22 protein-coding genes, 2 tRNA genes and 2 pseudogenes are annotated in these 25,209 nt (G+C 69.7%); 9 read left to right on the top strand and 17 right to left on the bottom strand.

Annotated features, from left to right (window positions below):
- Window positions 1-6 precede the first annotated feature (6 nt).
- The 4 genes and pseudogenes from ndk to folC form a co-directional block, all read right to left on the bottom strand.
- Window positions 7-417, bottom strand: coding sequence for a nucleoside-diphosphate kinase (gene ndk, locus CFN78_RS03600; RefSeq protein ID WP_094861514.1), 411 nt, complete (start codon window positions 415-417; stop codon window positions 7-9).
- Window positions 418-1,069: 652 nt separating this feature from the next.
- Window positions 1,070-1,989: pseudogene (locus tag CFN78_RS03595) on the bottom strand (SDR family oxidoreductase).
- Between the two features lie 45 nt (window positions 1,990-2,034).
- Window positions 2,035-2,454 carry a DUF4233 domain-containing protein gene (locus CFN78_RS03590; protein WP_094861513.1) on the bottom strand — a complete coding sequence of 140 codons (420 nt, stop codon included), beginning with the start codon at window positions 2,452-2,454 and terminating at the stop codon, window positions 2,035-2,037.
- Between the two features lie 23 nt (window positions 2,455-2,477).
- Window positions 2,478-4,304, bottom strand: a complete 1,827-nt coding sequence (gene folC, locus CFN78_RS03585; protein ID WP_420807845.1) for a bifunctional tetrahydrofolate synthase/dihydrofolate synthase — start codon at window positions 4,302-4,304, stop codon at window positions 2,478-2,480.
- A 183-nt stretch (window positions 4,305-4,487) separates the two neighbouring features.
- Here folC and CFN78_RS03580 point away from each other — a divergent pair, with 183 nt between their 5' ends.
- Both CFN78_RS03580 and CFN78_RS03575 read left to right on the top strand, forming a co-directional pair.
- Complete coding sequence (locus CFN78_RS03580) at window positions 4,488-5,396, top strand: SGNH/GDSL hydrolase family protein (protein ID WP_094861511.1); 909 nt, start codon at window positions 4,488-4,490, stop codon at window positions 5,394-5,396.
- A gap of 148 nt (window positions 5,397-5,544) precedes the next feature.
- Window positions 5,545-5,817 (top strand): DUF4242 domain-containing protein, encoded by a 273-nt coding sequence (locus tag CFN78_RS03575; RefSeq protein ID WP_094861140.1) that lies wholly within the window; start codon window positions 5,545-5,547, stop codon window positions 5,815-5,817.
- A 45-nt stretch (window positions 5,818-5,862) separates the two neighbouring features.
- On the opposite strand, the gene CFN78_RS03570 is transcribed toward CFN78_RS03575, so the two are convergent.
- Window positions 5,863-8,499 (bottom strand): valine--tRNA ligase, encoded by a 2,637-nt coding sequence (locus tag CFN78_RS03570; RefSeq protein WP_094861139.1) that lies wholly within the window; start codon window positions 8,497-8,499, stop codon window positions 5,863-5,865.
- Window positions 8,500-8,598: 99 nt separating this feature from the next.
- Here CFN78_RS03570 and CFN78_RS03565 point away from each other — a divergent pair, with 99 nt between their 5' ends.
- The 3 genes from CFN78_RS03565 (at window position 8,599) to CFN78_RS03555 (ending at window position 12,666) form a co-directional block, all read left to right on the top strand.
- Window positions 8,599-10,905, top strand: coding sequence for an FdhF/YdeP family oxidoreductase (locus CFN78_RS03565; protein WP_094861138.1), 2,307 nt, complete (start codon window positions 8,599-8,601; stop codon window positions 10,903-10,905).
- Between the two features lie 87 nt (window positions 10,906-10,992).
- The gene (locus tag CFN78_RS03560) at window positions 10,993-11,598 is read left to right on the top strand and encodes a pyridoxamine 5'-phosphate oxidase family protein (protein WP_094861137.1); all 606 of its coding nucleotides are present in this window, start codon (window positions 10,993-10,995) and stop codon (window positions 11,596-11,598) included.
- Window positions 11,599-11,613: 15 nt separating this feature from the next.
- A complete protein-coding gene (locus CFN78_RS03555; protein WP_240519248.1) occupies window positions 11,614-12,666 on the top strand; it encodes a DUF2891 domain-containing protein in 1,053 nt (350 codons plus the stop codon).
- 6 nt (window positions 12,667-12,672) lie between these two features.
- On the opposite strand, the gene CFN78_RS03550 is transcribed toward CFN78_RS03555, so the two are convergent.
- Window positions 12,673-13,347, bottom strand: a complete 675-nt coding sequence (locus CFN78_RS03550) for a GOLPH3/VPS74 family protein (RefSeq protein WP_094861136.1) — start codon at window positions 13,345-13,347, stop codon at window positions 12,673-12,675.
- A gap of 199 nt (window positions 13,348-13,546) precedes the next feature.
- Here CFN78_RS03550 and CFN78_RS29465 point away from each other — a divergent pair, with 199 nt between their 5' ends.
- Window positions 13,547-14,479, top strand: a complete 933-nt coding sequence (locus tag CFN78_RS29465; RefSeq protein ID WP_205660421.1) for a hypothetical protein — start codon at window positions 13,547-13,549, stop codon at window positions 14,477-14,479.
- Window positions 14,480-14,570: 91 nt separating this feature from the next.
- On the opposite strand, the gene CFN78_RS03540 is transcribed toward CFN78_RS29465, so the two are convergent.
- The 5 genes and pseudogenes from CFN78_RS03540 to CFN78_RS29005 all read right to left on the bottom strand — a co-directional run.
- A complete protein-coding gene (locus CFN78_RS03540) occupies window positions 14,571-15,338 on the bottom strand; it encodes an SDR family NAD(P)-dependent oxidoreductase (protein WP_094861135.1) in 768 nt (255 codons plus the stop codon).
- The gene (locus CFN78_RS03535; protein ID WP_094861134.1) at window positions 15,335-15,757 is read right to left on the bottom strand and encodes a VOC family protein; all 423 of its coding nucleotides are present in this window, start codon (window positions 15,755-15,757) and stop codon (window positions 15,335-15,337) included. The genes CFN78_RS03540 and CFN78_RS03535 overlap by 4 nt, the downstream gene beginning before the upstream one ends.
- A gap of 71 nt (window positions 15,758-15,828) precedes the next feature.
- On the bottom strand, window positions 15,829-15,963 hold the full coding sequence (locus CFN78_RS30050) for an MFS transporter small subunit (protein WP_276307320.1): 135 nt from the start codon (window positions 15,961-15,963) through the stop codon (window positions 15,829-15,831).
- On the bottom strand, window positions 15,963-17,327 hold the full coding sequence (locus CFN78_RS29010; RefSeq protein WP_165777454.1) for an L-lactate MFS transporter: 1,365 nt from the start codon (window positions 17,325-17,327) through the stop codon (window positions 15,963-15,965). Before CFN78_RS29010 ends, CFN78_RS30050 begins: the two co-directional genes overlap by 1 nt.
- 147 nt (window positions 17,328-17,474) lie before the next feature.
- Window positions 17,475-17,777, bottom strand: a pseudogene (locus tag CFN78_RS29005) (alpha/beta fold hydrolase); the annotation flags it as partial.
- 123 nt (window positions 17,778-17,900) lie between these two features.
- Between CFN78_RS29005 and fdhD the strand changes: the two are divergent.
- Together fdhD and CFN78_RS03520 are read left to right on the top strand one after the other, a co-directional pair.
- Window positions 17,901-18,722, top strand: coding sequence for a formate dehydrogenase accessory sulfurtransferase FdhD (gene fdhD / locus CFN78_RS03525; RefSeq protein WP_094861132.1), 822 nt, complete (start codon window positions 17,901-17,903; stop codon window positions 18,720-18,722).
- Window positions 18,723-18,903: 181 nt separating this feature from the next.
- Complete coding sequence (locus CFN78_RS03520; protein WP_094861509.1) at window positions 18,904-19,824, top strand: alpha/beta hydrolase; 921 nt, start codon at window positions 18,904-18,906, stop codon at window positions 19,822-19,824.
- A gap of 52 nt (window positions 19,825-19,876) precedes the next feature.
- On the opposite strand, the gene CFN78_RS03515 is transcribed toward CFN78_RS03520, so the two are convergent.
- The 6 genes from CFN78_RS03515 to CFN78_RS03490 form a co-directional block, all read right to left on the bottom strand.
- On the bottom strand, window positions 19,877-20,233 hold the full coding sequence (locus CFN78_RS03515; protein WP_133116281.1) for a hypothetical protein: 357 nt from the start codon (window positions 20,231-20,233) through the stop codon (window positions 19,877-19,879).
- Window positions 20,234-20,273: 40 nt separating this feature from the next.
- Window positions 20,274-21,569 carry an ATP-dependent Clp protease ATP-binding subunit ClpX gene (gene clpX, locus CFN78_RS03510; protein ID WP_094861130.1) on the bottom strand — a complete coding sequence of 432 codons (1,296 nt, stop codon included), beginning with the start codon at window positions 21,567-21,569 and terminating at the stop codon, window positions 20,274-20,276.
- A 213-nt stretch (window positions 21,570-21,782) separates the two neighbouring features.
- On the bottom strand, window positions 21,783-22,412 hold the full coding sequence (locus CFN78_RS03505) for an ATP-dependent Clp protease proteolytic subunit (protein WP_094861129.1): 630 nt from the start codon (window positions 22,410-22,412) through the stop codon (window positions 21,783-21,785).
- A 25-nt stretch (window positions 22,413-22,437) separates the two neighbouring features.
- Complete coding sequence (locus CFN78_RS03500) at window positions 22,438-23,034, bottom strand: ClpP family protease (RefSeq protein ID WP_094861508.1); 597 nt, start codon at window positions 23,032-23,034, stop codon at window positions 22,438-22,440.
- A 168-nt stretch (window positions 23,035-23,202) separates the two neighbouring features.
- The gene (gene tig / locus CFN78_RS03495; protein WP_094861128.1) at window positions 23,203-24,606 is read right to left on the bottom strand and encodes a trigger factor; all 1,404 of its coding nucleotides are present in this window, start codon (window positions 24,604-24,606) and stop codon (window positions 23,203-23,205) included.
- Between the two features lie 230 nt (window positions 24,607-24,836).
- Window positions 24,837-24,910 (bottom strand) — tRNA-Gly (locus CFN78_RS03490).
- Between the two features lie 94 nt (window positions 24,911-25,004).
- Between CFN78_RS03490 and CFN78_RS03485 the strand changes: the two genes are divergently transcribed.
- Window positions 25,005-25,078, top strand: a tRNA-Pro gene (locus CFN78_RS03485).
- The last annotated feature ends 131 nt before the right edge of the window (window positions 25,079-25,209 follow it).

The following is a 25,209-nucleotide window of genomic DNA, read 5'->3' as shown; positions in this document are numbered from 1 at the left end:
CCTCGGTCAGTTGTTCGGGAACCAGAGCTTCAGCTCCCGCTCGGCGGACTCGGCCGAATCCGAGCCGTGCACCAGGTTGTACTGGACCTCGGTGGCGAAGTCGCCGCGCAGGGTGCCCGGGGTGGCCTTCTCCACGGGGTCGGTGCCCCCGGCGAGCTGGCGGAAGGCGGCGATGGCGCGCTCCCCCTCGACGGCGATCGCGACGACCGGGCCGGAGGTGATGAACTCGAGCAGGTCGCCGAAGAAGGGGCGCTCCTTGTGCTCGGCGTAGTGCTCCTCGGCAACGGAGCGCTCGACGGTGCGCAGCTCCAGCGCGGCGAGGGTGAGGCCCTTGCGCTCGATGCGCGAGACGACCTCGCCGACGAGGCCCCGCTTGACGCCATCGGGCTTGACCAGGACCAGCGTGCGTTCACTCACGACGGTATTTCTCCTTACTAGACCTTGTGTTATGCGGCCGAGCCTATCGAGTCGCTCCGGCGGCGCTGCGGTCACCGGTCGCGGAGGGACGGGTTGGGGGACGGAGACACCGAAACCGCCGCGCGCACGCCCGGGCCGCGACGGGGTTGCTTCCCAGCCGCGGTAGCCCCCGGTGCCCGTCGCCCCGGCTGGCGAAGGCCCACCGAAGTAGTCCCCTGGGGCGACCTCCAGGTACTCCTCGTTCTCCTCGATGAGGAGATGTTCCTGCTCGCCGTACCTGGTGCTGACGAATGCCAGGAGGTGGGTGCCGAACTGGCTGTAGTCCACGAATGCGCCGCGCTCGTCGACGAGCGCGAGCCGGACGCGCATGCTTTTCCGGCTCCCGTCGACATAGCGCACGACCACGGTGGCCGTCTCCCCGTCCATCGCCACGTCCGGGACGTAGAACTCCTGGGCCCGCCGCACGGCGTCGGCACGGTTCCTCGGCTCGGTGCGGTTCAGTTCCGACAGCAGCCAGTCGTACGATCTGGCCGCCTCACTGCCGATCCCCATCCACCGGACGGTACGCGGCGCCCGGGCCGCACCTCAGTCGTTCCCGCCGGATCAGCACCTCGCCGTCCGGCCGAGCTGCCCGGTGTCCGCCGCGCGGGTGTCAGCGGTAACCAGTGGTGTCGGCGGGCAGGCCCGCGTCCTGGACCTCGGTGACGTAGTACCAGGCGTCCGGCCTGCTGCCGTCGAGGTCGGTGAAGCCGTAGACCCTCGCCAGTTCACCGCTGGAGACGGACGCGCCGTTCCACCGGGACAGGTCTGGGTCACTCGCGAGTGCCGCCACCGCGCGGCCGACGAAGGCGGGGCTCTCCGAGATGGCGAAGTGCGGCGAGCGCGCGGTCGCGTCCCGCCAGTTCGCCTCGGTGACCCCGTACGCCTCCAGCATGGCCTCGGAGCGCAGCCAGCCCGGGGTGAGGGACACCGCGGTTCCCCCGTACGGCCCCAGTTCGTGCGCGAGTGCGAAGGCCATCCGGTTCACCGATGCCTTGGCCAGGTCGTAGAAGAAGGAGACCCGGTAGTTCCCCGCGTTGTACTCGTCGGTCCCGTCGGTCACTTCCACGGCCAGGCCACCGGGCGTCCTGATCAGCAGCGGCATCGCGAAGTGACTGGTGATGGCGTGGGTGTCGACGGCCAGGCGCAGGGTGCGCAGCCCGAGTTCCAGCGAGGACTCCCAGACGGACTTGTCCCACTCGATCTCGGTGGCACCCAGATGTCGTTCACCAGGATGTGCAGGGCGCCCTGCTCCGCGTCGATCCGGGCGACAAGTGCGCGGACCTCTTCCGGCACCAAATGGTCCACGCGGACCGGGATCACGTGCCCGCCCGCCGTGTCGACGAGTGCGGCCGTCTCCTCGATGGTCTCCGGCCGGTCCATCTCCGAGCGCACCGAACCACTGGTCCGGCCGGTGACGTAGACGGTGGCGCCCGCGGCGCCCAGTTCGACGGCGATTCCCCGCCCCGCCGCCCTGGTGCCCCCGGCGACCAGTGCGATCTTGCCCGACAATGCCGTCCGCGCTGAGCCCATGGCCGCGAAGGCCAGCAGCGAGCACCGACAGGAACGGCCTGCGCGCTATCCGCTCCCGGCGGGCGGGGGCTGCTGGCTGGGCAGGGTTCCCTCGGCCATGCGGCGGGCGACGTCGCGGCGCAGCCACAGCAGCCACAGCCAGATCGCCAGGAACAGGATGCCGATCACCGACACGGCGGGGACGACGAAGAAGAACGCGATGAGCGCGACCTGCAGGGCCAGCACGACGGGCAGCGCCCACGGACGGCGCAGCATGCCGCACAGCACGAGGTGCGCCACCGCGATCGCGATGACCACCCACGCCGTCCCGCTGCCGATCCCGGAGCCCAGGTTGGCGATCACCGGCAGCGCGAGCGCGACGACGATCCCCTCCATAATCAGCGTTCCGGCCAGCACGCCGCGGAACGACTTCATCGGGTCCTTGGCAGGCGGTCGCGGCGTCGCCGTCGTGTCCTCCTCCGACATCACGCCTCCAGCCTCGTGCGCGGTCATTCCGGCTCCCTGCCGAACAGTGTGCGGGCCTCTCCGGCGACGACCACCGAGCCGGTGATCAGCACACCGCCACCGGCCAGCGGTTCCTCCGGGTCGTCGGACTGCTCGACGAGCCCGATCGCCGTCTCGACGGCGGCGTCCAGGGTGGTCTCGACCGAGATGCGTTCCTCGCCGAAGATCGTTCTGGCCAGTGCCGCCAGTTCGTCGGCCGGCATCGCCCTGGGGTTGCGGGCCTGGGTCACCACGAGCTCCGACACGACCGGCTCCAGTGCGTCCAGGATGCCGTGGGCGTCCTTGTCGGCCATCACGCCGACCACGGCCACCAGCTTGCGGAACGCGAACTCCTCGCCGACCGCACCCGCCAGCGCCTTGGCGCCGTGCGGATTGTGGGCGGCGTCGAGCAGCACGGTCGGTGCCGCGCGGACCCGCTCCAGCCTGCCCGGCGTGGTGATCTCGGCGAACGCCTCCCGCACGGCCTCGCCGACCAGTTTGCGCTCCTTGCCCGCACCGAAGAACGCCTCGACGGAGGCGAGCGCCAGCGCGGCGTTGGCGGCCTGGTGGGCGCCGTGCAGCGGCAGGAAGATGTCCTCGTACACGCCGCCGAGCCCCTGCAGCCTCAGTAGCTGCCCGCCGACGGCGATCTCACGGGCCAGGACGCCGAACTCGCTGCCCTGCCGTGCCACGGAGGCGTCGACCTGGATGGCCCGTTCCAGCAGTACCCGTTCGACGGCGTCGTCCTGTTCGGCGAGCACCACCACCGAGCCGGGTTTGATGATCCCGGCTTTCTCGGCGGCGATCGCCTCCAGGTCGGCACCGAGGTACTCGACGTGGTCGATGCCGATCGGCGTGATGGTGGCGATCTGGCCGTCGGCGACGTTGGTGGCGTCCCAGCGGCCGCCCATCCCCACTTCGAGCACCGCCGCCTCCACGGGCGCGTCGGCGAAGGCGGCGAAGGCCATGCCGGTGAGCACCTCGAACTTGCTCATCAGCGGGCCCTTGTCGCCGGTGGCACGATCGACCATGCCGATGAACGGTGCGACGTCGGCGTAGGTCTCCACGTACTTGGCCGCCGAGACGGGTGCGCCGTCGATGCTGATGCGCTCGGTCACCGACTGCAGGTGCGGGCTGGTGTAGCGGCCGACGCGCAGGCCCATCCGGGTCAGCAGCGCTTCGATCATCCGGGTGACGGAGGTCTTGCCGTTGGTCCCGCCGACGTGCAGTACCGGGTAGCCCTTGTGCGGGTCGCCCAGCAGGCTCAGCAGCGCCGCGATCCGCTCGGTGGACGGCTCGATCGTCGTCTCCGGCCAGCGCTGGTTCAGTTCCGCCTCGACGGCGCCCAGTTCGTACCGGGCCTGCCTGCCGTTCGGATCGATCTCCGGCGGGGGCGCGCCCTGGTCGTCGAGTTCGTGCGGGGCATGCTCGTCCGGGCCGGCGGCGGCGAGGTCGGGCACCGGGCCGAGCGCGAGGTTGTCGCCGAGCTGGCCGATACCACCGATTCCGCCGCGGGAACCACCGCCGACGTCGAACGCCTCGTCGCTCGCGGTCAGTGTGCCGTCGGTGTCGTCGGCGGACTGGTCGTAGGGATCACGGTCGCGCTCGTGGGTGTCCGGCTCGTAGGGGTCCGGCTCGTAGGGGTCCGGCTCGTAGGGGTCACGGTCGTCGTGGTCGTCGCTGGACCCGCGGTCGAGTTCGTCGATCCCGCGGAAGCTGCCCGGATCGGCGAGTTCGGCGCTTCGGCGCGGTGGTGCCGGCTGGTCCGGTTCGGCTGATCCGCCGGAGTCGAATGATTCGTCCGGCAGGTCACGGCCGTCTTCTCGCGGCACACGTGCTCCCAACTCGTGCCTGGTGACAGTACCTGCCGAGTCTACGTGCGACCGCCCGGCGGGCGGCGGGCGACCGCACGGCGAGGCCACCCGTACGGGCGCAGCGGGATCGGCCGGATCCCAGTAGGAACAGAAGTGTTCGTCGTACACCGTTCCCGCACCCTCCAGAATCCGAGGCCGTTCATGCGCGTTCGCCGTCCCCTGCTCGCCGGAATCGTCACCGTGTCGGCGCTGCTCGCCGTGCTGCTGCCCGGATCGGCCTCGGCCGATGCCGTCCCGGAGTGGGGCAAGGCCGGTTCCGGGCCGGACGACGCCGTCGAGTACGTGGCCCTCGGCGACTCGTACACCGCCGGTCCGCTCATCCCGCTGCTGCGCCTGGACCCGGTCGGCTGCGCGAAATCCACCTCGAACTATCCCTCGCTGCTCGCCGGGCGGCTCGGGGTCTCCCGGTTCACCGACGTGAGTTGCAGCGCAGCGGACACCGGCGACATGACGGCCGCGCAGAGCGTGCCGCTGGGCTCGAACAAGCCACAACTCGACGCGCTGGACGCCGGCACCGATCTGGTGACCCTCGGCATCGGCGGTAACGATCACGGTGTCTTCGGCAGCATCATCAGCACCTGTCCGGGCCTGCGCGATGCCGACCCGGCGGGCGCGCCCTGCCGGGAGCACTTCACCGAGAACGGCGTGGACACGCTGATGACGGCGATCGCGGACACCGGGCGCAGCGTCGAGGGCGTGCTGCGGGAGATCCGCTCGCGGGCACCCGAGGCCACCGTGCTCGCCGTCGGCTACCCGCGGATCGCGCCGGAGTCCGGCTACTGCGCCGCGCTCCCCTTCGCCGAGGGCGACTACGCCTGGCTCAATTCCATCGAGGAAGCGCTCAACAAGGCGGTGTCCGACGCCGTCGGCGCCGAGGGCACGTCGTCCTATGTGGACACGTTCGGTCCCTCGCTCGGGCACGACGCGTGCGCGGGCGGACAGGCGTGGATCAACGGCAAGGACACGAACCTGCTCGCCGCGGCGAGTTACCACCCGTTCCGCCGCGGCATGGAGGGCATCGCCGGGGTGCTCGCCGAGCACCTGGGCTGACGCCGGAAACCCGCCCGGCGGAGGGGTAACGCCGCCCGGTCGGCCAGTGCGCGCACGGTACCGGGACGCATAGCGTCGGACGGACGGCCGGGATCCGACAACGAGGTCTCCGGTCTTCCGTACAGCCGACCACGAGGAGGCCGACCCCATGGGGCGCTATGTGATCGAACGATCTCTGCCCGGAGCGGGAGCCCTGCGACAGGAGGATCTAGCCGATCTCTCCCGTAAGTCGAACGACGTGCTGGCCGACCTCGGCGAGGAGATCGCGTGGGTGCAGAGCTATGTCACCGGGGACAAGCTGTACTGCGTCTACGACGCGAACGATCCGGAGCTGATCGCCGAGCACGCGCGGCGCGGCGGCTTCCCGTGCGACCGGGTGTCCGAGGTCCGCACGGTGATCTCCCCGGACACCGGCCGCTGACCGAGCCGACCAGGCCGAGCCGACCAGGCCCGGCCTGGTCGGCTGTCAGGACACCGGCAGCGCCGCGAGCCGCGAGTTGATCCGTTCGATGTCGGCGACCGCGGTCTCCCTGCGCACCTTGATCTTGTCGACGACGGCGGCCGGGGCCTTGTCGATGAAGGCCTGATTGCCGAGCTTGCCCTCGGTCTGCTTCAGCTCCTTCTCGGCCACCGCGAGGTCCTTGGCCAGCCGCTTGCGCTCGGCGACGGTGTCGATCGTGCCGGAGAGGTCGAGCTCCACGTTCGCCGTCCCGCCGCCGAGTGCGACCTCGAAGGCCGCGCTCGCGGTGAACCCGTCCTCCGGTTCGGTGAGCCGGACGAGCGAGCGCACCGCGGCCGCGTGCCCGGCCAGGTCCTCCCAGCCGGGGCCGGTCAGCCGGGCGGAGACCTTCTGCCCCGGCTTGAGCCCCTGGTCCGAGCGGAAGCGGCGAACCTCGGTGACCAGCTTGCGCACGTCGGCGATCCGCTTGTCGGCGACCGGGTCGGCATAGCGGGCGTCGGTACCGTGCAGCGCGGGCCACTCGGCGACGACCAGCGAATCGCCTCCGGTGAGGGTGGTCCACAGTCGTTCGGTGACGAACGGGATGAGCGGGTGCAGCAGCCGGAGCACCGTGTCGAGCACGTGGCCCAGCACCGCCCTGGTCGCCTCGACACGCTCCGGTTCGCCTTGGTAGAGCTGGACTTTCGCCAGTTCCAGGTACCAGTCGCAGAGCTCGTCCCAGGTGAAGTGGTAGAGCGTCTCGGTGGCCTTGGCGAACTGGAAGTCGGCGAGCTGATCGTCCACTTCGGACACGACGGTGGCGAGTCCGCCGAGGATCCACCGGTCGGCCTCCGTCAGCGCGTCCGGCTCGGGCACCGGGCGGGCGCAGGTGGCGCCGTTCATCATCGCGAACTTGGTGGCGTTCCACAGCTTCGTGCAGAAACTGCGCGAGCCGTTGACCCATTCCTCGCTGATCGGCACGTCGGTGCCGGGGTTGGCGCCACGGGTCAGGGTGAACCGCAGCGCGTCGGTGCCGTAGCGGTCCATCCACTCCAGCGGGTCGACGACGTTGCCCGCGGACTTCGACATCTTCTTGCCGTTCTCGTCCCGGACCATGCCGTGCAGCGCGATCGTCGCGAACGGCGGCCGCCCGGTGGCGTAGATGCCGAACATCATCATCCGGACGACCCAGAAGAACAGAATGTCGTAGCCGGTGACCAGCACCGAGGTCGGATAGAACTTGCGCAGGTCCGCGGTGTCGTCGGGCCAGCCGAGCGTGGAGAACGGCCACAGCCCGGAGGAGAACCAGGTGTCGAGCACGTCCTCGTCCTGCGTCCAGCCCTCGGGCGGCTGTTCGCCCGGCCCGAGGCACACCATCTCACCGTCCGGACCGTGCCAGACGGGAATGCGGTGACCCCACCAGAGCTGGCGGGAGATGCACCAGTCGTGCAGGTTGTCCACCCAGTCGAAGTAGCGCTTGGCCATCTCCGGCGGGTGCACGGCGACCTCGCCGGAGCGCACCGCGTCACCCGCCGCCTTCGCCAGCGGGCCGACCTTGACGAACCACTGCAGCGACAGCCGTGGCTCGATCGGCTCCTTCGACCGTTCGGAGTGCCCGACGCTGTGCAGGTACGGGCGCTTCTCCGCGACGATGCGTCCCTGCTCGCGCAGCTTTTCCCGGACGGCCGCGCGGGCGGCGAACCGGTCCATCCCGTCGAACTCGGTGCCGGTGCCGGTGATCCGGCCCTGCTCGTCCATCATCGTCAGCATCGGCAGGCCGTGCCGTTTGCCGATCTCGAAGTCGTTCGGGTCGTGCGCCGGGGTCACCTTGACCGCACCGGTGCCGAACTCCGGGTCCACGTGCTCGTCGGCGACCACGACGATGGAGCGGCCGGTCAGCGGCAGCTCCACGGAGCGGCCGACGAGGTGCCGGTACCGCTCGTCGCCGGGGTGGACGGCGACGGCCGTGTCGCCGAGCATCGTCTCGACCCGGGTGGTGGCCACGACGATCGAGTCGTCACCGTCGCCGTAGCGCATGGAGACGAGTTCGCCCTCGACCTCCTTGTGCTCGACCTCGGCGTCGGAGAGCACCGAACGCAGTTCCGGGGACCAGTTGACCAGGCGCTCGGCGCGGTAGATCAGCCCGTCGTCGTAGAGGCGCTTGAAGATCGTGGTGACGGCGGTGGACAGGCCCTCGTCCATGGTGAACCGCTCGCGGGTCCAGTCCACGCCCTCGCCGAGGCGCTTCATCTGCGACAGGATCCGGCCACCGTGCTCGTTCTTCCACTGCCAGACGCGGTCGACGAAGGCCTCCCGGCCGAGGTCGCGGCGGCTGGTGCCCTCGGCGCGGAGCTGCTTCTCCACCAGCGCGTGCACCGCGATGCTGGCGTGGTCCATGCCCGGCAGGTACAGCGCCTCGGCACCGCGCATCCGGTGGTAGCGGGTGACGGCATCGATCAGCGTGTGCTCGAAGGCGTGGCCGATGTGCAGGGAGCCGGTCACGTTCGGTGGCGGGATCACCACGCTGAACGGGGGCTTGGCCGAACTCGCGTCGGCGGTGAAGTACCCGGCGTCTACCCAGCGCTGGTAGAGCGCGGCCTCTTCGTCGGCCGGGCTCCAGGTCGCAGGAAGGTCGGTCTGCTGCTGGGGCGCGTTCTCGGTCACAGCAGGTAAGTCTACGAACCGGGTCCGGGCGGGTTAATCCGGATCGCCTCCGCCCGCCCCGTGGTCGCGCCGAAGCCCGGTAGCCCCCACTATGGAGGGGTGAACCGCGACGCACCGACGAACGATGTCGACGAGACCGAACTGGCCGTGGGCAAGCCGAAGGGCTGGGCCGCCGGGATCCCCGGAGTGGCGGTGTCGCTGCTGCGCGGGGTCGAGCAGATGGGTGCCGGCCGCACGGTGCACACCCTGCGACTGCTGAACCAGCGGGAGGGCTTCGACTGTCCCGGCTGCGCGTGGCCGGAGCCGAGGGAGGCCGACGGCGAGCAGCGCAAGCTGGCCGAGTTCTGCGAGAACGGCGCCAAGGCGGTCGCCGAGGAGGCGACGAAACGACGGGTCGGCGCCGACTTCTTCGCCCGCCACTCCGTCGCCGAACTGGCGGAGAAGACCGACTTCTGGCTGGGTCAGCAGGGCCGGATCACCGAGCCGGTCGTGCTCCGGGAGGGGGCGAGCCACTACGAGCCCATCTCCTGGGACGAGGCGTTCGCACTGACCGCGCGCACCATGAACGGCCTCGCCGAACCGGACGAGGCGATCTTCTACACCTCCGGGCGCACGAGCAACGAGGCCGCCTTCGTCTACCAGCTTCTGGTGCGCTCGTTCGGCACCAACAACCTGCCCGACTGCTCCAACATGTGCCACGAGTCCTCCGGCGCGGCGCTGGCGGAGACCACAGGCATCGGCAAGGGCTCGGTCAGCCTGGCCGACATCCACCGGTCGGACCTGATCGTGGTGGTCGGGCAGAACCCGGGTACGAACCACCCGCGGATGCTCTCGGCGCTGGAGGAGGCGAAGAAGAACGGCGCGAAGATCGTCGCCGTGAACCCGCTGCCCGAGGCCGGGCTGATGCGGTTCAAGAACCCGCAGAACGTGCGCGGTCTCGTCGGCAAGGGCACCCCGCTGGCCGACGAGTTCGCGCAGATCAAGCTGGGCGGCGACCTGGCGTTCTTCCAGGCGCTCGGGCACCTGCTGCTGTCCTGGGAGACGGCCGCGCCGGGCACCGTGCTCGACCGCGACTTCATCGACGGTTCCACGCACGACTTCGCGGCCTATGCCGAGCACCTGCGGGAACTGGACTGGGAACAGGTGGACGAGGCGACCGGCCTCGACCGGGAGCAGATCGTCCGCATCGCGCGGATGCTCGTCGACTCCGACCGCACCATCTACTGCTGGGCGATGGGCCTGACGCAGCACCGGCACTCGGTGCCGACGATCAAGGAGATCGCGAACGTCGCGCTGTTGCGCGGCATGATCGGCAAGCCGGGTGCCGGGCTCTGCCCGGTGCGCGGGCACTCCAACGTCCAGGGCGACCGCACGATGGGCATCTGGGAGAAGATGCCGGAGAAGTTCCTGGAGCGGCTGGAGGACGAGTTCGGCATCCCGGTGCCCCGCAAGCACGGCTGGGACACCGTCGACTCGATCCGCGCCATGCGGGACGGCAAGGGAAAGGTCTTCTTCGCCGTCGGCGGCAACTTCGCTTCCGCCACACCGGATTCGGAACTGACGGCCGCCGCGCTGCGGTCGTGCGAACTGACCGTGCAGGTATCGACGAAGCTCAACCGCTCGCACCTGGTACACGGCAGGACGGCGCTGATCCTGCCGACCCTGGGCCGCACCGAACGCGACCAGCAGGCGGGTGGCGAGCAGTTCGTCACGGTCGAGGACTCGATGTCGGTGGTGCACTCGTCCCGTGGCCGGCTGGAACCGGCAGGTGACCGGTTGCTCTCCGAGGTGGCGATCGTCTGCAGGCTGGCCACCGCCCTGTTCGGCGCGGACCACGCGGTGCCCTGGCGTGACTTCGAGGGCGACTACGACCTGATCCGGGACCGCATCTCCCGGGTGGTCGACGGCTGCGCGGACTACAACGCGCGGGTCCGGCTGCCGGACGGGTTCGTGCTGCCCAACGCACCGCGGGACTCCCGGGAGTTCAGCGGCACCAAGACCGGGAAGGCCACGTTCACCGCGAGCGAACTGGAGTACCCGCGGATCCCCGACGGCAGGCTGCTGCTGCAGACGCTGCGCAGTCACGACCAGTACAACACCACCATCTACGGCCTGTCCGACCGCTATCGCGGGATCGAGGACGGCAGGCGGGTGGTGTTCGTGAGCCCGGCCGACCTCGCCGCCCTCGGCTTCGCGGACGGTGAGTACGTCGACATCGTCTCCGAATGGGCTGACGGCGACCGTCGCGCGGAACGGTTCCGGGTCGTCGAGTACCCGACGGCCCCCGGCTGCGCCGCGGCGTACTTCCCCGAGGCCAACTCGCTGGTGCCGCTGGACTCGGTGGCGAAGACGTCGAACACGCCGGTGTCGAAGTCGATCCTGGTGCGGCTGGAGGCGGCGAACTAGCACGTACGGGCCTCGTGCGCCGGCGGATGCGCTCCTAGACTGACCGGGAGGCGGGCCGGACCACGGCCCGTGACCACCGGGGGCGGTATGAGCACGGTCCACGAGCGCATCGACGGCCGGCTGCGGGACTTCGTCTCCGCGCAGCCGGTCTTCTTCGTCGCGACCGCGCCGGACGGGCCGGACGGCCACGTCAACGTCTCACCGAAGGGCTACCCGGACACGTTCACCGTGCTGGACGAGCACACGGTCGCATATCTGGACCTGGAGGGCAGCGGGGTCGAGACGATCGCCCACCTGCGGCAGAACGAGCGGATCACGCTGATGTTCTGCGCCTTCTCCGGACCGCCGAACATCGTGCGGCTCTACGGCCACGGCCGCGTGGTCACCCCCCAGGACCCCGGTTTCGGCGACCTGCTGGCGCGGTTCGGCCCGCATCCCGGCGTGCGCACCGTCATCGTGGTGGACGTGGAGCGGATCGCCGACTCCTGCGGCTACTCGGTTCCGGAGATGACCCTCGAGCGCGACCGGGACGTTCTGGACCGGCTGGCCGGTACCGAGGGCTCGCGCAAGCGCCGCACCGCACGGATGAACGCCGAACGCCGCAGCATCGACGACATCCCGGCCCTGCGGCCCGGGGAGACCGACCCGGTGAGCCTGCATTCGGCGACCGGTCCGCCAACCGCCTGCCGGTGAATGCGAGGGAGCCCAGTGACCACGACGGCGATGTGGCAGGAGGGGCGGCGGCGCGCCGAGTGGCTCGACGGGTACGCGGCGGAGTACGCGAGGGTGGCGAACACCAACATCCACCGCGAGTTCCCGAACTCCATCACGAGCCTGATGCGGGAACCGGGGGACGCCCCGGACCGCCCCAGCCGGATCCACCCGGTGTTCTTCGGCAGCTTCGACTGGCATTCCTGCGTCGAGATGCACTGGGTACTGGTGCGACTGCTGCGGAGTACACCCGGAGGTCTGCCCTCGGACGCGATCCGCTCCTCGCTGGACGCTCTGCTGACCGAGCCGGCACTGGCGGGCGAGGCGGCGACGTTCCGGGTGCGCTCGGCGCACACCCGGCCCTACGGCTGGGGCTGGGCGCTCGCGCTGGCGCACGAACTCGGCACCTGGGCCGATCCGGACGGCCGCCGGTGGTCGGCGTACTTCGCGCCACTGGCCGAGGCGGTGGTCGAGGCGTTCGTGGAATGGCTGCCGAAGGCCACCTACCCGGTCCGCCACGGCCTGCACGGAAACAGCGCGTTCGGCATGGCCCGCGCGCTTCCGTACGCCCGGGCCAGGGCCGCCGACGGCGAGCCTGCGCTGCTGGAGGCCATCGCCGGGGCGGCCCAGCGCTGGTTCGGCACCGATGCCGGCTACCCGGCCGCGTGGGAACCCTCCGGCACCGACTTCCTGTCCCCCGCGCTCACCGAGGCCGAGCTGATGGCGGACCTGCTCGCCGAGGCCGACTTCCCGATGTGGCTGGACCGGTTCCTGCCCGGGCTCGCCGCGGGCGAGCCGGCCACGCTGTTCTCCCCGGCGGTGGTCAGTGACGACAGCGACGGCATGATCGCGCACCTGCACGGACTGAACCTGCACCGCGCGTGGGGCTGGCGGCGGATCGCCGAGTCACTGCCCGAGGCGGACCCGCGGCTCGACCTGCTGGCCGAGGCCGCGGCGCGGCACGCCGAGGCCGAACTCGGCAACGTCAGTGGCGGTGACTACGCGGTGGAGCACTGGCTGGTGGCGTACGCGGTGCTGTACCTGAGCTGAGCGTGCTCAGGTGTTCGTCGTCATGATCACCGTCGGCACCATGATGGCGACCATCACCGCGGCGGTGACCTCCTCGACGGCCTTGCGCATCGCCTCGGACGCCCAGTTGCCCTCGGCGATCTCCTTGGCCCGGGACTTGACCAGTTTCGGGTCGGGACCCTCGATGGTCTTCTCCGCCAGGTCGATCGCGGCGAGCAGGGAGATCAAAGCTCCCTCACGTTCGGTGGGCTTCCCACCGTCGACGAGTACCCGGTGGAGCCCGGCGCGCACCTGCTCCTCGTGCCGGGAGTCCTCGGCGGGCCAGCTCGTCGTGGGGAACAGGCCGAGGACCTTGCCCTTCTCCTTGCGCAGCACCCCTCGCTCGGCGAGAGCTTCGAGCAGCCTGCCGGAGAGGTTGTCCCCGGAGAGCGGGCTGATCGCGTCCTTCGGCTTCTTACCGTCCATTGTGGACAGCTTTGCGAGGGCGTCGTCCAGTACCGGGTGGCCGAGCGGCGAGGTGTCGCCGACGGTGAGCCTGCCGGGCTTCTTCGCGCTCTCGTCCGTCACGTCGACCCGGCCGTGGGTGGCCAGTTCGATCAGCAACGCTCCGGCGAGCGCGTATTCCAGATTGGACGCACCGGACACGGGCTTGCCCGTCTCGTCGTCGAACACCAGCAGTACGAGATCCTCCGCGATGAGCATGCCCGCAGCCTATTGGTTACCGGCGATTCCCGCAGACGCGGGCGAATGGCCCACTCGCCAGGGCCATTCGGGTCTCGGAAGCTCGCGTTGCGTGCGAACCCGGTGACGGTACGGGTTCTACTCGGATGCCGGAGTTTCGGATCGGGGCCGACCGGGCAACTCGACCACTGGATACATCCGCCGACCTGAGGAGAGCGCGATGTCGACCGGGCTGATCATCGCCATCATCGTGGGGGCCGTCGTCGTGATAGCGGTCGTCACCGCAATCGCACTGGCCATCCGCGCCAAGCAGCGCCGCGCGCGGCTGCGGGACAAATTCGGCGACGAATACGACCACGCGGTACACGGCCAATCCGGGCGCCGGGCGGGCGAGCGGGAACTGGAGCACCGCGAGAAGCGGCACGCTCAGCTCGATATCCGCCCGCTGTCGCCCGCCGCGCACGAGCGCTACACCCGAAGTTGGGGCGCCATTCAGCAGCAGTTCGTGGACCGCCCGGCCAGCGCCGTGGTCGAGGCGGACCGAGTACTGACCGAGCTGATGTCCGAGCGCGGCTACCCGACCCAGGGTTTCGAGCAGCAGCTCGCGGACCTGTCGGTGGAGCACTCCCGGACGCTGGAGCACTACCGGACGGCACACGACACGATGCTGCGCCAGCAGGAGAACAAGGGCACGACCGAGGACCTGCGGTCGGCGATGCTGCACTACCGGACCCTGTTCGAGGAGTTGCTCGACACCGGCGACCAGTCCCCACCCGCGCAGCAGCCGGGACACCGCGGCGATCCCACACCGCCGACCGGTCCGGTTCCGCAGCAGCAACCGCCGGGATACCAGGGGGCGGCGGGACAAGCGCCCGCCCAGCAGCAGTACCCCCAGCAGCAGTACCAACAGCGGAATCCGCAGCAGCCGGTGCAGGGCGGACCGCAGCACGACGACCCGCAACGCCGGCAGCCGGCCGGCCAGGAATGGCAGCCGGTGCAACCGGATCAGCCGATGCCGCGGGGCGGCCCGCAGCAGCCCGCCGGGCCGGGGCAACCGGCCCAGCCCGGACAGCAGTTTCCTCCCGGCGGCCAGTACCCGCCGCCACAACAGGAAATCCCGCCCAACGCCAGCCCGCCGCGCCACTCGCGCTGACGCCAGGGCCCGTCCGGCGGTTCGCGGTCGACGGGGTTCGTGATCGAGCGCGAATACCGTGACCGTGGAACCGCCGGACGTACCCCGGGCCCTAGGTCCGCAGGTGCGACGCCCCGTTCAGATCGAGGATCGCGCCCGCGGCCCACTGCGCCTCCGGCGAGGCCAGGTACACCACGGCCGCCGCCACCTCACCGGGTTCGCCGACCCTGCCGAACGGGCTCTGCCCCCGCAGCGCGTCGCCGGAATCCCCGGTGAGCCTGCTCGCGACGCGACCCGTCGCGGTGAAGCCCGGCGCCACGGCGGTCACCGCGATTCCGTGCGGCGCCAGCGACACCGCCAGCGACTGGGACAGCGAGTGCAGCCCGGCCTTGCCCGCCCCGTAGGCGGGATGGTCCGGTTCGCCCCGCTGCGCGCCCCGGGAGCCGACGTTCACCACCCGCCCGCCGCGTCCGCGCGCGATCATGTGCCGGGCGACGCAGTAGGTGAGGTTGGCGGCACCGAGCAGGTTGACCTCCACCATGTCCCGCCAGATCCGCTGCCAGTCCACATAGGACGTCTCGGCCACCGGATGTGCGCTGTCCGGCGAGGTGGCCAGCGCCGCGTTGTTCACCAGCACGTCGACTCCGCCGAGCAACTCCTCGGCGGAGTCCGCGATCCCCTGCACGGCAACGGGGTCGGCCAGATCACCGGACACCAGCACGTGCCCGTCACCGGGCAGGCCCGCGAGCACCGCCCGCGCCCGCGCATGGCCGTGCACGCAGTGCACGGCGACCCGGTCGCCGCGCTTCGCGAACGCCGACGCCACCGCCGCCCCGATGCCCCGGGAGGAACCGGTGACCAGGACGCCGCGTGAACTCACCGGGCGAAGATCTGCGACTCGTCCGCGAACGCCTTGAACTCGAGGGCGTTGCCCGCCGGATCATGCAGGAACATCGTCCACTGCTCCCCCGGCTCACCGCCGAAACGCTGGTACGGCTCGATGACGAACTCCGTGCCCGCCCCGCGCAGGCGATCGGCGAGTTCGTGGAACCGGTCGATCTCCAGGATCAGCCCGAAATGCGGCACCGGGACGTCGTGCCCGTCCACCGGATTGTGGATCGACTCCGGCCTGCTGCCCGGCACGACGTGGGTGACGAGCTGGTGACCGTGCAGGTTCCAGTCCACCCAGGTGGTGTCCGACCGGCCTTCGGGCAGACCGAGCACACCGCCGTAGAACGCGCGGGCGCGCTCCAGGTCGTCGACCGGAATGGCAAGGTGGAATGCTGGCCTGGCGTTCATCGCTGCGTTGCCTCCTGGTGTCCGTGAAAATGCCGTTCACCGCCGGACACTACGCACGCCCGGCGCCGGATTCAGCCGCCGAAGAGCTTCGTGACGGTCTGCGCGAGCTGGAAGACGCCGTAGGCGAAGGGCACGCCGACCCACGCCCACGCCACGATCAGCAGCGGCCGCCGGGAGTTCCCGGCCGGGGAGCGTTTCTCGTTCATCAGGCGTCCTTTCCGGCGGTGGCCCGGCCGGGTTCACCGGCGGGCTCGTGGAACCTCGGATGTACCGGCCGCACCAGCTCGTTGGCCAGGAAGCCGACCACCAGCAGCCCGATCATCACGTACAACGACGTGGAGTACAGGTCCGGTCCGGACTTTCCGGCCTCGCCCTGGCTGTCGGCGATGGCGTTGACGATCAGCGGGCCCAGTACACCCGCGGTGGACCAGGCGGTGAGCAGCCGCCCGTGGATGGCCCCGACCTGGTAGGTACCGAACAGGTCCTTCAGGTACGCCGGGATGGTGGCGAATCCGCCGCCGTAGAAGGACAGGATCACCAGAGCGCACAGCACGAAGACCAGTTTCGAGGAGTTCGTGGTGAGCGCGATGACGAGGTACATCAGCGCCCCGGCACCCAGGTAGAGGCGGTAGATGTTCTTACGCCCCACCAGATCCGAGGTGGAGGACCAGACGAACCTGCCGAGCATGTTCGTCAGCGACAGCAGGGCAACGAACCCGCTCGCCGCCGCCACGCTGACCGGTGCCGAGGTGTCCTCGAAGAACGCACGGATCATCGGATCGGCCTTCTCCAGGATACCGATCCCGGCGGTGACGTTGAAGCAGAGGATGACCCACAGCAGCCAGAACTGCGGCGTGCGGATCGCGTTGCGGGCGGACACGTTGGCACGGGTGATCATCGAGTTGCCGTCCGGCTTCGGCGGGGTCCAGCCCTTCGGCCGCCAGCCGTCCGCAGGCACCCGGATCAGCAGCACGCCCAGCGACATGAAGACCGCGTAGACGATTCCGTGCACCAGGAAAGCGGTGGCGATGCCGCCGGTGTCGGTACCGAACGAGTCCAGCATCTGCCGCGACCACGGCGAGGCGATGAGCGCGCCACCGCCGAACCCCATGATCGCGATACCGGTGGCCATACCCGGCCGGTCCGGGAACCACTTGATCAGCGTGGAGACCGGCGAGATGTAGCCGATTCCCAGCCCCACGCCGCCGACCAGGCCGTAGCCGAGGACGACCACCCAGAACTGGGAGAGCGCGACACCGAGCGCGGAGATGAGGAAGCCCGAGGAGAAGCAGGTGGCGGAGACGAACATCGCCCAGCGCGGGCCGTTGCGCTCCACCAGTGTCCCGCCGAACGCCGCGGACAGTCCCAGCATGACGATGCCGAGCTGGAACGGCAGGGCGCTCTGCGTGCCGGACAGGCCGAGCGCGTCCTGCAACGGGCTCTTGAACACGCTCCACGCGTACGCCTGGCCGATGGCCAGATGCACCGAGAGCGCGGCGGGCGGGATCAGCCAGCGGCTCCATCCGGCGGGCGCCACGGTGTGCGAACGATCGAGGAAGCTGAGTGCCATGCGGCGCTCCTCACCTACGCTGAAGATGTGAGTCTGCAATGTATTACCCGGTCGCCGCGAGCGCAGCGAAGCGCCCGTCACGGCATCCGGGATCTCCGCGAACGGTGGCCGCGGACACCCCGGCGGCCGGCCGGTGATCCACTCCCGAGGTTGCAGTACGCCGTCGAGCACCATCGCCCGAACCCGTGGTGGGAACAGCGTGGCGTACACCTCGCCCAGGTGCGTCCCGTAGAACGTGCCGTTGTAGTGCAGCTGCTGGTCACCGACGGCGCGGCGCAGCAGGTCCATGTTCCTGGCCACGTCGGCCGGGTCATCGGAACAGGTGACCGGAGTGGACTCGCCGACGCCACGAGGGCCGAAACCGACGATGTCGAAGCGGGCGCTCACGATCGGCTCCAGCCGTGGCGGGATCCGGCCACTGCTATCGGGGCCACCGGGGTTGGTGAACACGGTGCCGGACGCGTCCCCGCGGCGGGCTCGTCGACACACTCCGGGCGTAGGCTCGGGAGACGGCGAGGTGCGCGGCGCAGCGTCGATCGCAGTGTTCGGCACGAATGCGGGAATGAGGCCTGAATGGGACGGGTGACGGTCCGCAGGCCGGTCCGGATGATCTCCGCGAACGGTGAACGCAGCCGCCCCGACGCGCTGGCGGCCGAGGAGCCGATGGAGGTCCGGGTCGGCGGCAGGGCGCTGGCGGTGACCATGCGGACACCCGGCAACGACATCGAGCTGGCACACGGCTTCCTGCTCACCGAGGGCGTGGTCGGCGACCGCGAGGACGTGCGCGCCGCGCGCTACTGCGACGGGGTCGACGAGCAGGGCCGCAACACCTACAACGTGCTCGACCTGACCCTCGCCGAGGGGGTGCCACCGCCGGAGACCGGGGTGGAGCGCAACTTCTACACGACCTCGTCCTGCGGCGTCTGCGGCAAGGCCGCGCTCGACGCCGTCCGGCTGCGCACCCGCTACCACCCGTCTTCCGACCCGTTCACCGTGTCCCCGGAACTGCTGGCCGGGTTGCCCGACGCCCTGCGTGAGCGGCAGAAGGTGTTCGCGACGACCGGCGGGCTGCACGCGGCCGCCCTGTTCGACGCGGACGGCGGACTGCTGGTCGTGCGGGAGGACGTCGGCAGGCACAACGCCGTCGACAAGGTACTGGGCTGGGCACTGCTGGAGGGCCGCATCCCGCTCACGGGCCACGGCCTGCTGGTCTCCGGCCGCGTCTCGTTCGAGCTCGTCCAGAAGGCGGCGATGGCGGGGGTGCCGCTGCTGGCGGCGGTGTCCGCCCCGTCCTCGCTGGCGGTGGAACTGGCCGAGGAGCACGGCATGACCGTGATCGGCTTCCTGCGTGGCGCGAACATGAACGTCTACTCCGGACAACATCGGGTGACCTGAGCCGGGGTGCGAAACGCAGGAGCCCCGGCGAGCGATGAGCTGATGCGAGGTCGGCTCCATCCGAGAGACCGGCGGGTTCGTCCCGTCGTCCGGCCCATCGGGATCAGGCGCGACGGAGGCCGGGGTGCGGAGCAGGGTGGGGTCGGCCGGACGAGGGCCTGCCGACGGTCAGCCGGAGGACCTGCCCGCGCAGGGCGAAAGGCGGCACAGCCGTCGTTCGGTGTTGCTCGCGGGCGGCTCGGGTCTCGGGGTCCTCGGTGTCGCCGCGGCCACCGCCTCCGGGAAGCTGCCGTTCACCGAGCCGCTGCAGCGGGGACTCGGCGTCGCCTCGCCCTCCCCCGCCACCCAGGTCGGCGTCACCAGGATCGAGAAGGTGTACTCCGCGGCGCGTGGCCGCGAGGTGGAACTGGTGACGATGCTGCCGTCACGCTCTCCCGCCCGCGGGCTGCCGATGGTGCTGCTGCTGCACGGCCTGGGGGCGTCCGCCCGCAAGGCCGCACCGACCGGACTGGTCTCGCGGCTGAGCAGTGACGTGGCGCGCAGGGCGATGCCGTCGTTCGGCTTCGTGGCGGTCGACGGTGGCAACAGCTACTGGCACGAGAACACATCCGGCGACGACCCGATGGGCATGCTGCTCGAGGAGATCCCGGCGTGGCTGCGCGAACGAGGTCTCGGCGGCCGGGACGGCGCACCGTTCGCCTGCGCGGGCAACTCGATGGGTGGCTTCGGCTCCATGCTCTACGCCCGCCGGCGTTCGGAGCGCAGGCAACCCGTCTCGGCGGTCGCGGTGATGGCCCCGGCGCTGATCACCTCGTGGGCGGAGATGTCGAAACGCGGGGCGTTCCGCGACGCGGCCGACTGGGCGTCGATGGATCCGCTGCGCAACATCGACGCGCTGCGCGGCATCCCGACCGGGCTGTGGTGCGGAACCGAGGACCGGTTCATCGAGGGAGCCCGCCGCTACATCGCCGCAGCCAGGCCCACCGTCGGGTTCACCGGGCCCGGCACGCACTCCGACGCGTTCAACCGCTCCGTCGTGCCCAGCGTCATCGGCTTCCTCGGCAAGCACGTTCCCCGATCGGGCGCCGCCTCCGTCAGGTGAGTTCGGTTCGGAACACGGCGTGCGGACGCCGTGGTGATCGCCCGCGAACCGCTCAGTCGGCGTGGTAGTAGCGGCCGAGCACGGCCATCGTCCAGAACGCGACGAACAGCGCCCCGGTGAACATGATGGCCCAGCGCAGGAGCCTGCGCCTGCGATCGAGGTTGTGCCGCATCCGGGACAGGGCGAACGCGGCCAGGCCGAGCAGTGGCAACGGCAGCACGGGCAGCAGCGAGAACCGGGATACCGACGCCGCGGCGCACGACACGGCGAGCAGGCCCATCGTCAGAGCGAGCACCCGGTGCAGCCGCGTACACCGCTCGTAGGCGCCGACGATCATGCGCTGGGTCAGCTCGCTGAAGCCGTGCACCTCGCCGATCGGAGGACGCTCACCGTCCGGGCGAGGGCTCACCGTCAACTCCCGCCGCGCTCAACGCGCGGCCACGTACTGGTCAGGCCGACTTCTCCCCGCGCTCGTTGCGCTGACGGCGCGAGGGCTGCCGCGACACGATCGTCGGGTTCACGTTCTCCCGCACGGTCTGCTCGGTGATGACGACCTTCGCCACGTCGTCGCGACTGGGGATGTCGTACATGACCGGCTGGAGGACTTCCTCCATGATCGCGCGGAGACCGCGGGCACCGGTGCCGCGCAGCACCGCCTGGTCGGCGATCGCCTCGAGCGCCGTCTTGGTGAACTCGAGCTCGACGTTGTCCAGCTCGAAGAGCTTCTTGTACTGCTTCACCAGCGCGTTGCGCGGAGCGGTGAGGATTTGCACGAGCGAGAGCTTGTCCAGGTTCGACACGCTCGCCACCACGGGGAGGCGGCCGATGAACTCCGGGATGAGACCGAACTTGATCAGATCCTCCGGCATGGTGTCGGAGAAGACGTCGCTGTCCTCGATCTCGCGCTTGGTGCGGATCTCGGCACCGAAGCCAAGGCCCCGCTTGCCGACGCGCTCGTTGATGATCTTCTCAAGGCCCGCGAACGCACCTGCCACGATGAACAGGACGTTCGTGGTGTCGATCTGGATGAACTCCTGGTGCGGGTGCTTGCGACCGCCCTGCGGCGGCACCGAGGCGGTGGTGCCCTCCAGGATTTTCAGCAGCGCCTGCTGGACGCCCTCACCGGAGACGTCGCGGGTGATCGACGGGTTCTCCGACTTGCGGGCGATCTTGTCGACCTCGTCGATGTAGATGATGCCGGTCTCGGCCCGCTTGACGTCGTAGTCGGCGGCCTGGATGAGCTTGAGCAGGATGTTCTCGACGTCCTCGCCCACGTATCCGGCCTCGGTGAGCGCGGTCGCGTCAGCGATGGCGAACGGGACGTTCAGCAGCTTCGCCAGCGTCTGCGCGAGGTAGGTCTTGCCGCAGCCGGTGGGGCCGAGCATCAGGATGTTGGACTTGGCCAGTTCGACCGGCTCGTCCTTGGAGTCCTTCGGCCCGGACTTGTCGTCGGACTGGATGCGCTTGTAGTGGTTGTAGACCGCCACCGCGAGCGCGCGCTTCGCGTCGTCCTGGCCGATGATGTACTGCTCGAGGAAGTCGCGGATCTCGGCGGGCTTCGGCAGCTCGTCGAGCTTGACGTCGCCGGCCTCGGCCAGCTCCTCCTCGATGATCTCGTTGCACAGGTCGATGCACTCATCACAGATGTACACGCCTGGGCCGGCGATGAGCTTCTTCACCTGCTTCTGACTCTTCCCGCAGAAAGAGCATTTCAGCAGGTCCCCGCCGTCACCGATCCGAGCCATGGCCGTCGACCTCGTCCCCTCCGGCGCACCGGAATGCACCTGATGCGTCTGTATGCCCGCGTCACAACACAGGCCCTTGCGAGCTTGTAACGACGGTACCTGCCCGGAGGGCCGTACGGGAGAACCCGCGCCATCACAAGCACGAACCAAGAGACCTTAGCGTCACGGTGGGGTGCGTGTCGCTCGGCGACACGCACCCCACCGGCGACGAGATCAGCTCTCCATGGAGGCCTTGCGGTACGGCAGCACCTGGTCGATGATGCCGTACTCCTGCGCCTGGGCGGCGGTGAGGATCTTGTCGCGCTCGACGTCGCGGCGGACCTGCTCCTCGGTCTGGGTCGTGTGCTTGGCCAGCGTGGTCTCCATGAGCTTACGGACCCGCTGGATCTCGGCGGCCTGGATCTCCAGGTCCGAGACCTGCCCGTAGGTGCCCTCGGTGGCCGGCTGGTGGATCAGCACCCGCGCGTTCGGCAGCGCCATGCGCTTGCCCGGGGTTCCCGCCGCCAGCAGGACCGCCGCCGCGCTCGCGGCCTGGCCGATGCACATCGTGGCGATGTCCGGACGGACGTACTGCATCGTGTCGTAGATCGCCATCAGCGCGGTGAACGAACCACCGGGCGAGTTGATGTAGATCGTGATGTCGCGATCCGGGTCCTCGTGCTCAAGGTGCAGCAACTGGACCATGATGTCGTTCGCCGAGGCGTCGTCCACCTGGACGCCCAGCATGATCTGGCGCTCCTCGTACAACTTGTTGTACGGGTTGGATTCCTTGATCCCGTAGCTGGTGCGCTCGACGTACGAGGGCAGCACGTACCGGGACTGCGGGAGCTGGAAGTTGCTCATGTGGTTCTCCTCCTACCGGACCCGGTCAGCCGTTCGCGTTCGGGAGCTGGTTCTCCCGGGTGAGGACGTGGTCGACGAAGCCGTACTCCCTGGCCTCGTCCGCCGTGAACCACCGGTCGCGGTCACCGTCGGCGGTGATCTGCTCCACCGTCTGACCGGTCTGGTCAGCGGTGATCTTGGCCAGCTCGTGCTTCCACTTGCCGAACACCTCGGCCTGGATCGCGATGTCGGAGGCGGTGCCGCCGACGCCGGCCGAGGGCTGGTGCATGAGGATGCGTGCGTGCGGAAGCGAGTAGCGCTTGCCGGGGGCACCCGAGGAGAGCAGGAACTGCCCCATCGAGGCCGCGAGGCCCATCGCGTAGGTCGCCACGTCCGGCTTGATGAGCTGCATCGTGTCGTAGATGGCGAAGCCCGCGGTCACCGAGCCGCCGGGCGAGTTGATGTAGAAGCGGATGTCGGATTCCGAGTCCTCCGCCGACAGCAGCAGAAGCTGCGCGGTGATGCGGTTGGCGATGTCGTCGTTGACCTCGGATCCGAGCACGACGATCCGCTCCTGGAGCAGCCGCTCGTACACCGAATCGGTCAGGTTGAGTCCCGCGGTGCTGGTCCGCCCCTCGGGCATGTGCTGCGTCACGTGTGCCTACCTTTTCGCCGCCGTGGCCGTCGTGGGGACGACGACCACTCCCTTGCGTCCTAGTCGAATGCCTGGGATCTGGGAAGATCTTGCAACCGACCCTAACGAACTTGGGCGGTGCAGAATGCCTGACACCGCCCAAGTTCGCTCAGAGCATTACTTATCGTCGGTTGTTCCCGCGTTCTCCGTGACCTGCGCCTCCTCGGCCGCGGTCTCGGGCTGGCCGGTCTCGGCCTGGTCCTGCGGGCCGAACAGCTCGTCCAGGTCGATCGCCACACCGGCCGAGTCGGTCACCGTGGCACCGCGCACGACCGAGGCGAGCGCCTTGCCGCGGCGGACGTCGGCGTAGATCGCGCCGAGCTGGCCGGACTGCTGAGCCCGCTGCACGTACTCGTCCGGGCTGACGCCGAAGCGCTGCGCCTGGTAGACGATGCGCTCGGTCAGCTCGCCGTCGTTGACCTCGACGTTCTCGGCGTCAGCGATGGTGTCCAGCACAAGCTGGGTACGGACCGCCTTCTCCGACTCCTCGCGGACCTCGGCGTCGAACTGCTCGACGGTCTTGCCCTCGGCCTCGAGCGCCTTGGCGAACGCGTCCTCGTCGTGGTCGAACTGGTGCACCGCGTCGTGCTTGCGGTTCTCGATCTCGCCGTCGAGGACGGCCTCCGGCATCGGGACCTCGGTGGAGTCGAGCAGTGCCTCGAGCACCTTGTCGCGGGCCTGGACGCCCTGCTGCATCTTCTTCACCCGGCCGAGCCGCTCGCGAAGGTCGCCCTTGAGCTCGTCGATGGTGTCGAACTCGCTGGCCATCTGGGCGAACTCGTCGTCCGCCTCGGGCAGCTCGCGCACCTTGACCGACTGCACGGTGACGCTGACCTCGGCGTCCTTGCCGGCGTGGTCGCCGGCCACCAGCTTGGTGGTGAACTTCTTGGTCTCGCCCTCGTCGGCGCCGATGATCGCGTCGTCGATGCCGTCGACGAGCTGACCGGAACCGATCTCGTAGGACAGCCCGGAGGTGGTCGCGTCCGCGACCTCCTCGCCGTCCACCTGCGCGGAGAGGTCGATCGAGACGAAGTCGCCGTTCTCCGCGGGACGCTTGACGCCGGTCAGGGTGCCGAATCGGGCGCGCAGCTCGTCGAGCTGCTCGTCGACCTCGGACTCCTCCAGCTCGACATCGTCGACGCTGACGGAGATGCCGGCGAAGTCGGGCAGGTCGATCTGCGGCCGGATGTCGACCTCGGCGGTGAACTCCAGGACCTCGCGGTCCTCGAGCTTGGTCACCTCGAACTCGGGACGGCCCAGCGTGCGGACCTCGCCCGCCTGGACGGCTTCCAGGTACTTGGCGGGGATGACCTCGTTGACGACCTCATCGAGCACCGGGGCGCGGCCGATCCGGCTCTCCAGCACCCGGGCCGGCACCTTCCCGGGGCGGAACCCGGGGATGCGGACCTGCTGGGCGATCTTCTTGTACGCGCGGTCGAAGTTCGGTTTGAGTTCGTCGAACGGCACCTCGACATTGATCTTCACCCGCGTCGGGCTGAGCTGCTCGACGGTGCTCTTCAACGTGATTCTCCTCGAGCCGTAACGGTCTGGTTCGTGCTTCTTACCGGTGATTGGCGTTCACAGCTCCGCGGCCACGCATGGGCCACGGGCAGGGGCGAGTCTAGGCCCAGGGGCAGGTCTTGCCTGTTCGGGGTCCGGTTTGGCCGCCAACGGCCACGCATACGCCGACGGCGGCGACCCGCCGTACCGGAGGTCGCCGCCGTCGGCGGTCTGACGTGCGTCTTCTCGAGTGGAGCGGGTGACGGGAATCGAACCCGCGTAGCCAGTTTGGAAGACTGGGGCTCTACCATTGAGCTACACCCGCACGGGCCCGGCGGACCAGGCCTGCGAGTAGCTTACCGGTTACCGCTAAGCTGCCGTCGCACCGCCCGGGGTTTCCGGTTTCCGGTGCGGCGGAGCGGGATGTGGCGCAGCTTGGTAGCGCATTCGCTTTGGGAGCGAAGGGTCGCAGGTTCAAATCCTGTCATCCCGACCGATGTGATGTCTCAGGACATCGGCGACAGTCGGACCGACGAAGTGTCGGTTCGGCTGTTGTTATGTGTGGGGTCGGCGGGTGGGCCCTTTGGGGGCTCCGGTGGGTTGGTAGTCGCGTCTGGGGTTGAT

It is taken from the genome of Amycolatopsis antarctica, from assembly GCF_002262875.1.
Classification (GTDB): Bacteria; Actinomycetota; Actinomycetes; order Mycobacteriales; family Pseudonocardiaceae; genus Amycolatopsis; species Amycolatopsis antarctica.
This window is presented reverse-complemented; position numbering and strand designations above follow the sequence as displayed.

What these genes read in the sequence shown, in the direction of transcription:
- CFN78_RS03590 (WP_094861513.1), bottom strand. Translation starts at nt 2,454, where the DNA reads ATGTCGGAGGAGGACACGACGGCGACGCCGCGACCGCCTGCCAAGGAC.
- CFN78_RS03580 (WP_094861511.1), top strand. Translation starts at nt 4,488, where the DNA reads ATGCGCGTTCGCCGTCCCCTGCTCGCCGGAATCGTCACCGTGTCGGCG.
- CFN78_RS03575 (WP_094861140.1), top strand. Translation starts at nt 5,545, where the DNA reads ATGGGGCGCTATGTGATCGAACGATCTCTGCCCGGAGCGGGAGCCCTG.
- CFN78_RS03560 (WP_094861137.1), top strand. Translation starts at nt 10,993, where the DNA reads ATGAGCACGGTCCACGAGCGCATCGACGGCCGGCTGCGGGACTTCGTC.
- CFN78_RS03550 (WP_094861136.1), bottom strand. Translation starts at nt 13,347, where the DNA reads ATGCTCATCGCGGAGGATCTCGTACTGCTGGTGTTCGACGACGAGACG.
- CFN78_RS29465 (WP_205660421.1), top strand. Translation starts at nt 13,547, where the DNA reads ATGTCGACCGGGCTGATCATCGCCATCATCGTGGGGGCCGTCGTCGTG.
- CFN78_RS03535 (WP_094861134.1), bottom strand. Translation starts at nt 15,757, where the DNA reads ATGAACGCCAGGCCAGCATTCCACCTTGCCATTCCGGTCGACGACCTG.
- CFN78_RS30050 (WP_276307320.1), bottom strand. Translation starts at nt 15,963, where the DNA reads ATGAACGAGAAACGCTCCCCGGCCGGGAACTCCCGGCGGCCGCTGCTG.
- CFN78_RS29010 (WP_165777454.1), bottom strand. Translation starts at nt 17,327, where the DNA reads ATGGCACTCAGCTTCCTCGATCGTTCGCACACCGTGGCGCCCGCCGGA.
- fdhD (WP_094861132.1), top strand. Translation starts at nt 17,901, where the DNA reads ATGGGACGGGTGACGGTCCGCAGGCCGGTCCGGATGATCTCCGCGAAC.
- clpX (WP_094861130.1), bottom strand. Translation starts at nt 21,569, where the DNA reads ATGGCTCGGATCGGTGACGGCGGGGACCTGCTGAAATGCTCTTTCTGC.
- CFN78_RS03505 (WP_094861129.1), bottom strand. Translation starts at nt 22,412, where the DNA reads ATGAGCAACTTCCAGCTCCCGCAGTCCCGGTACGTGCTGCCCTCGTAC.
- CFN78_RS03500 (WP_094861508.1), bottom strand. Translation starts at nt 23,034, where the DNA reads ATGCCCGAGGGGCGGACCAGCACCGCGGGACTCAACCTGACCGATTCG.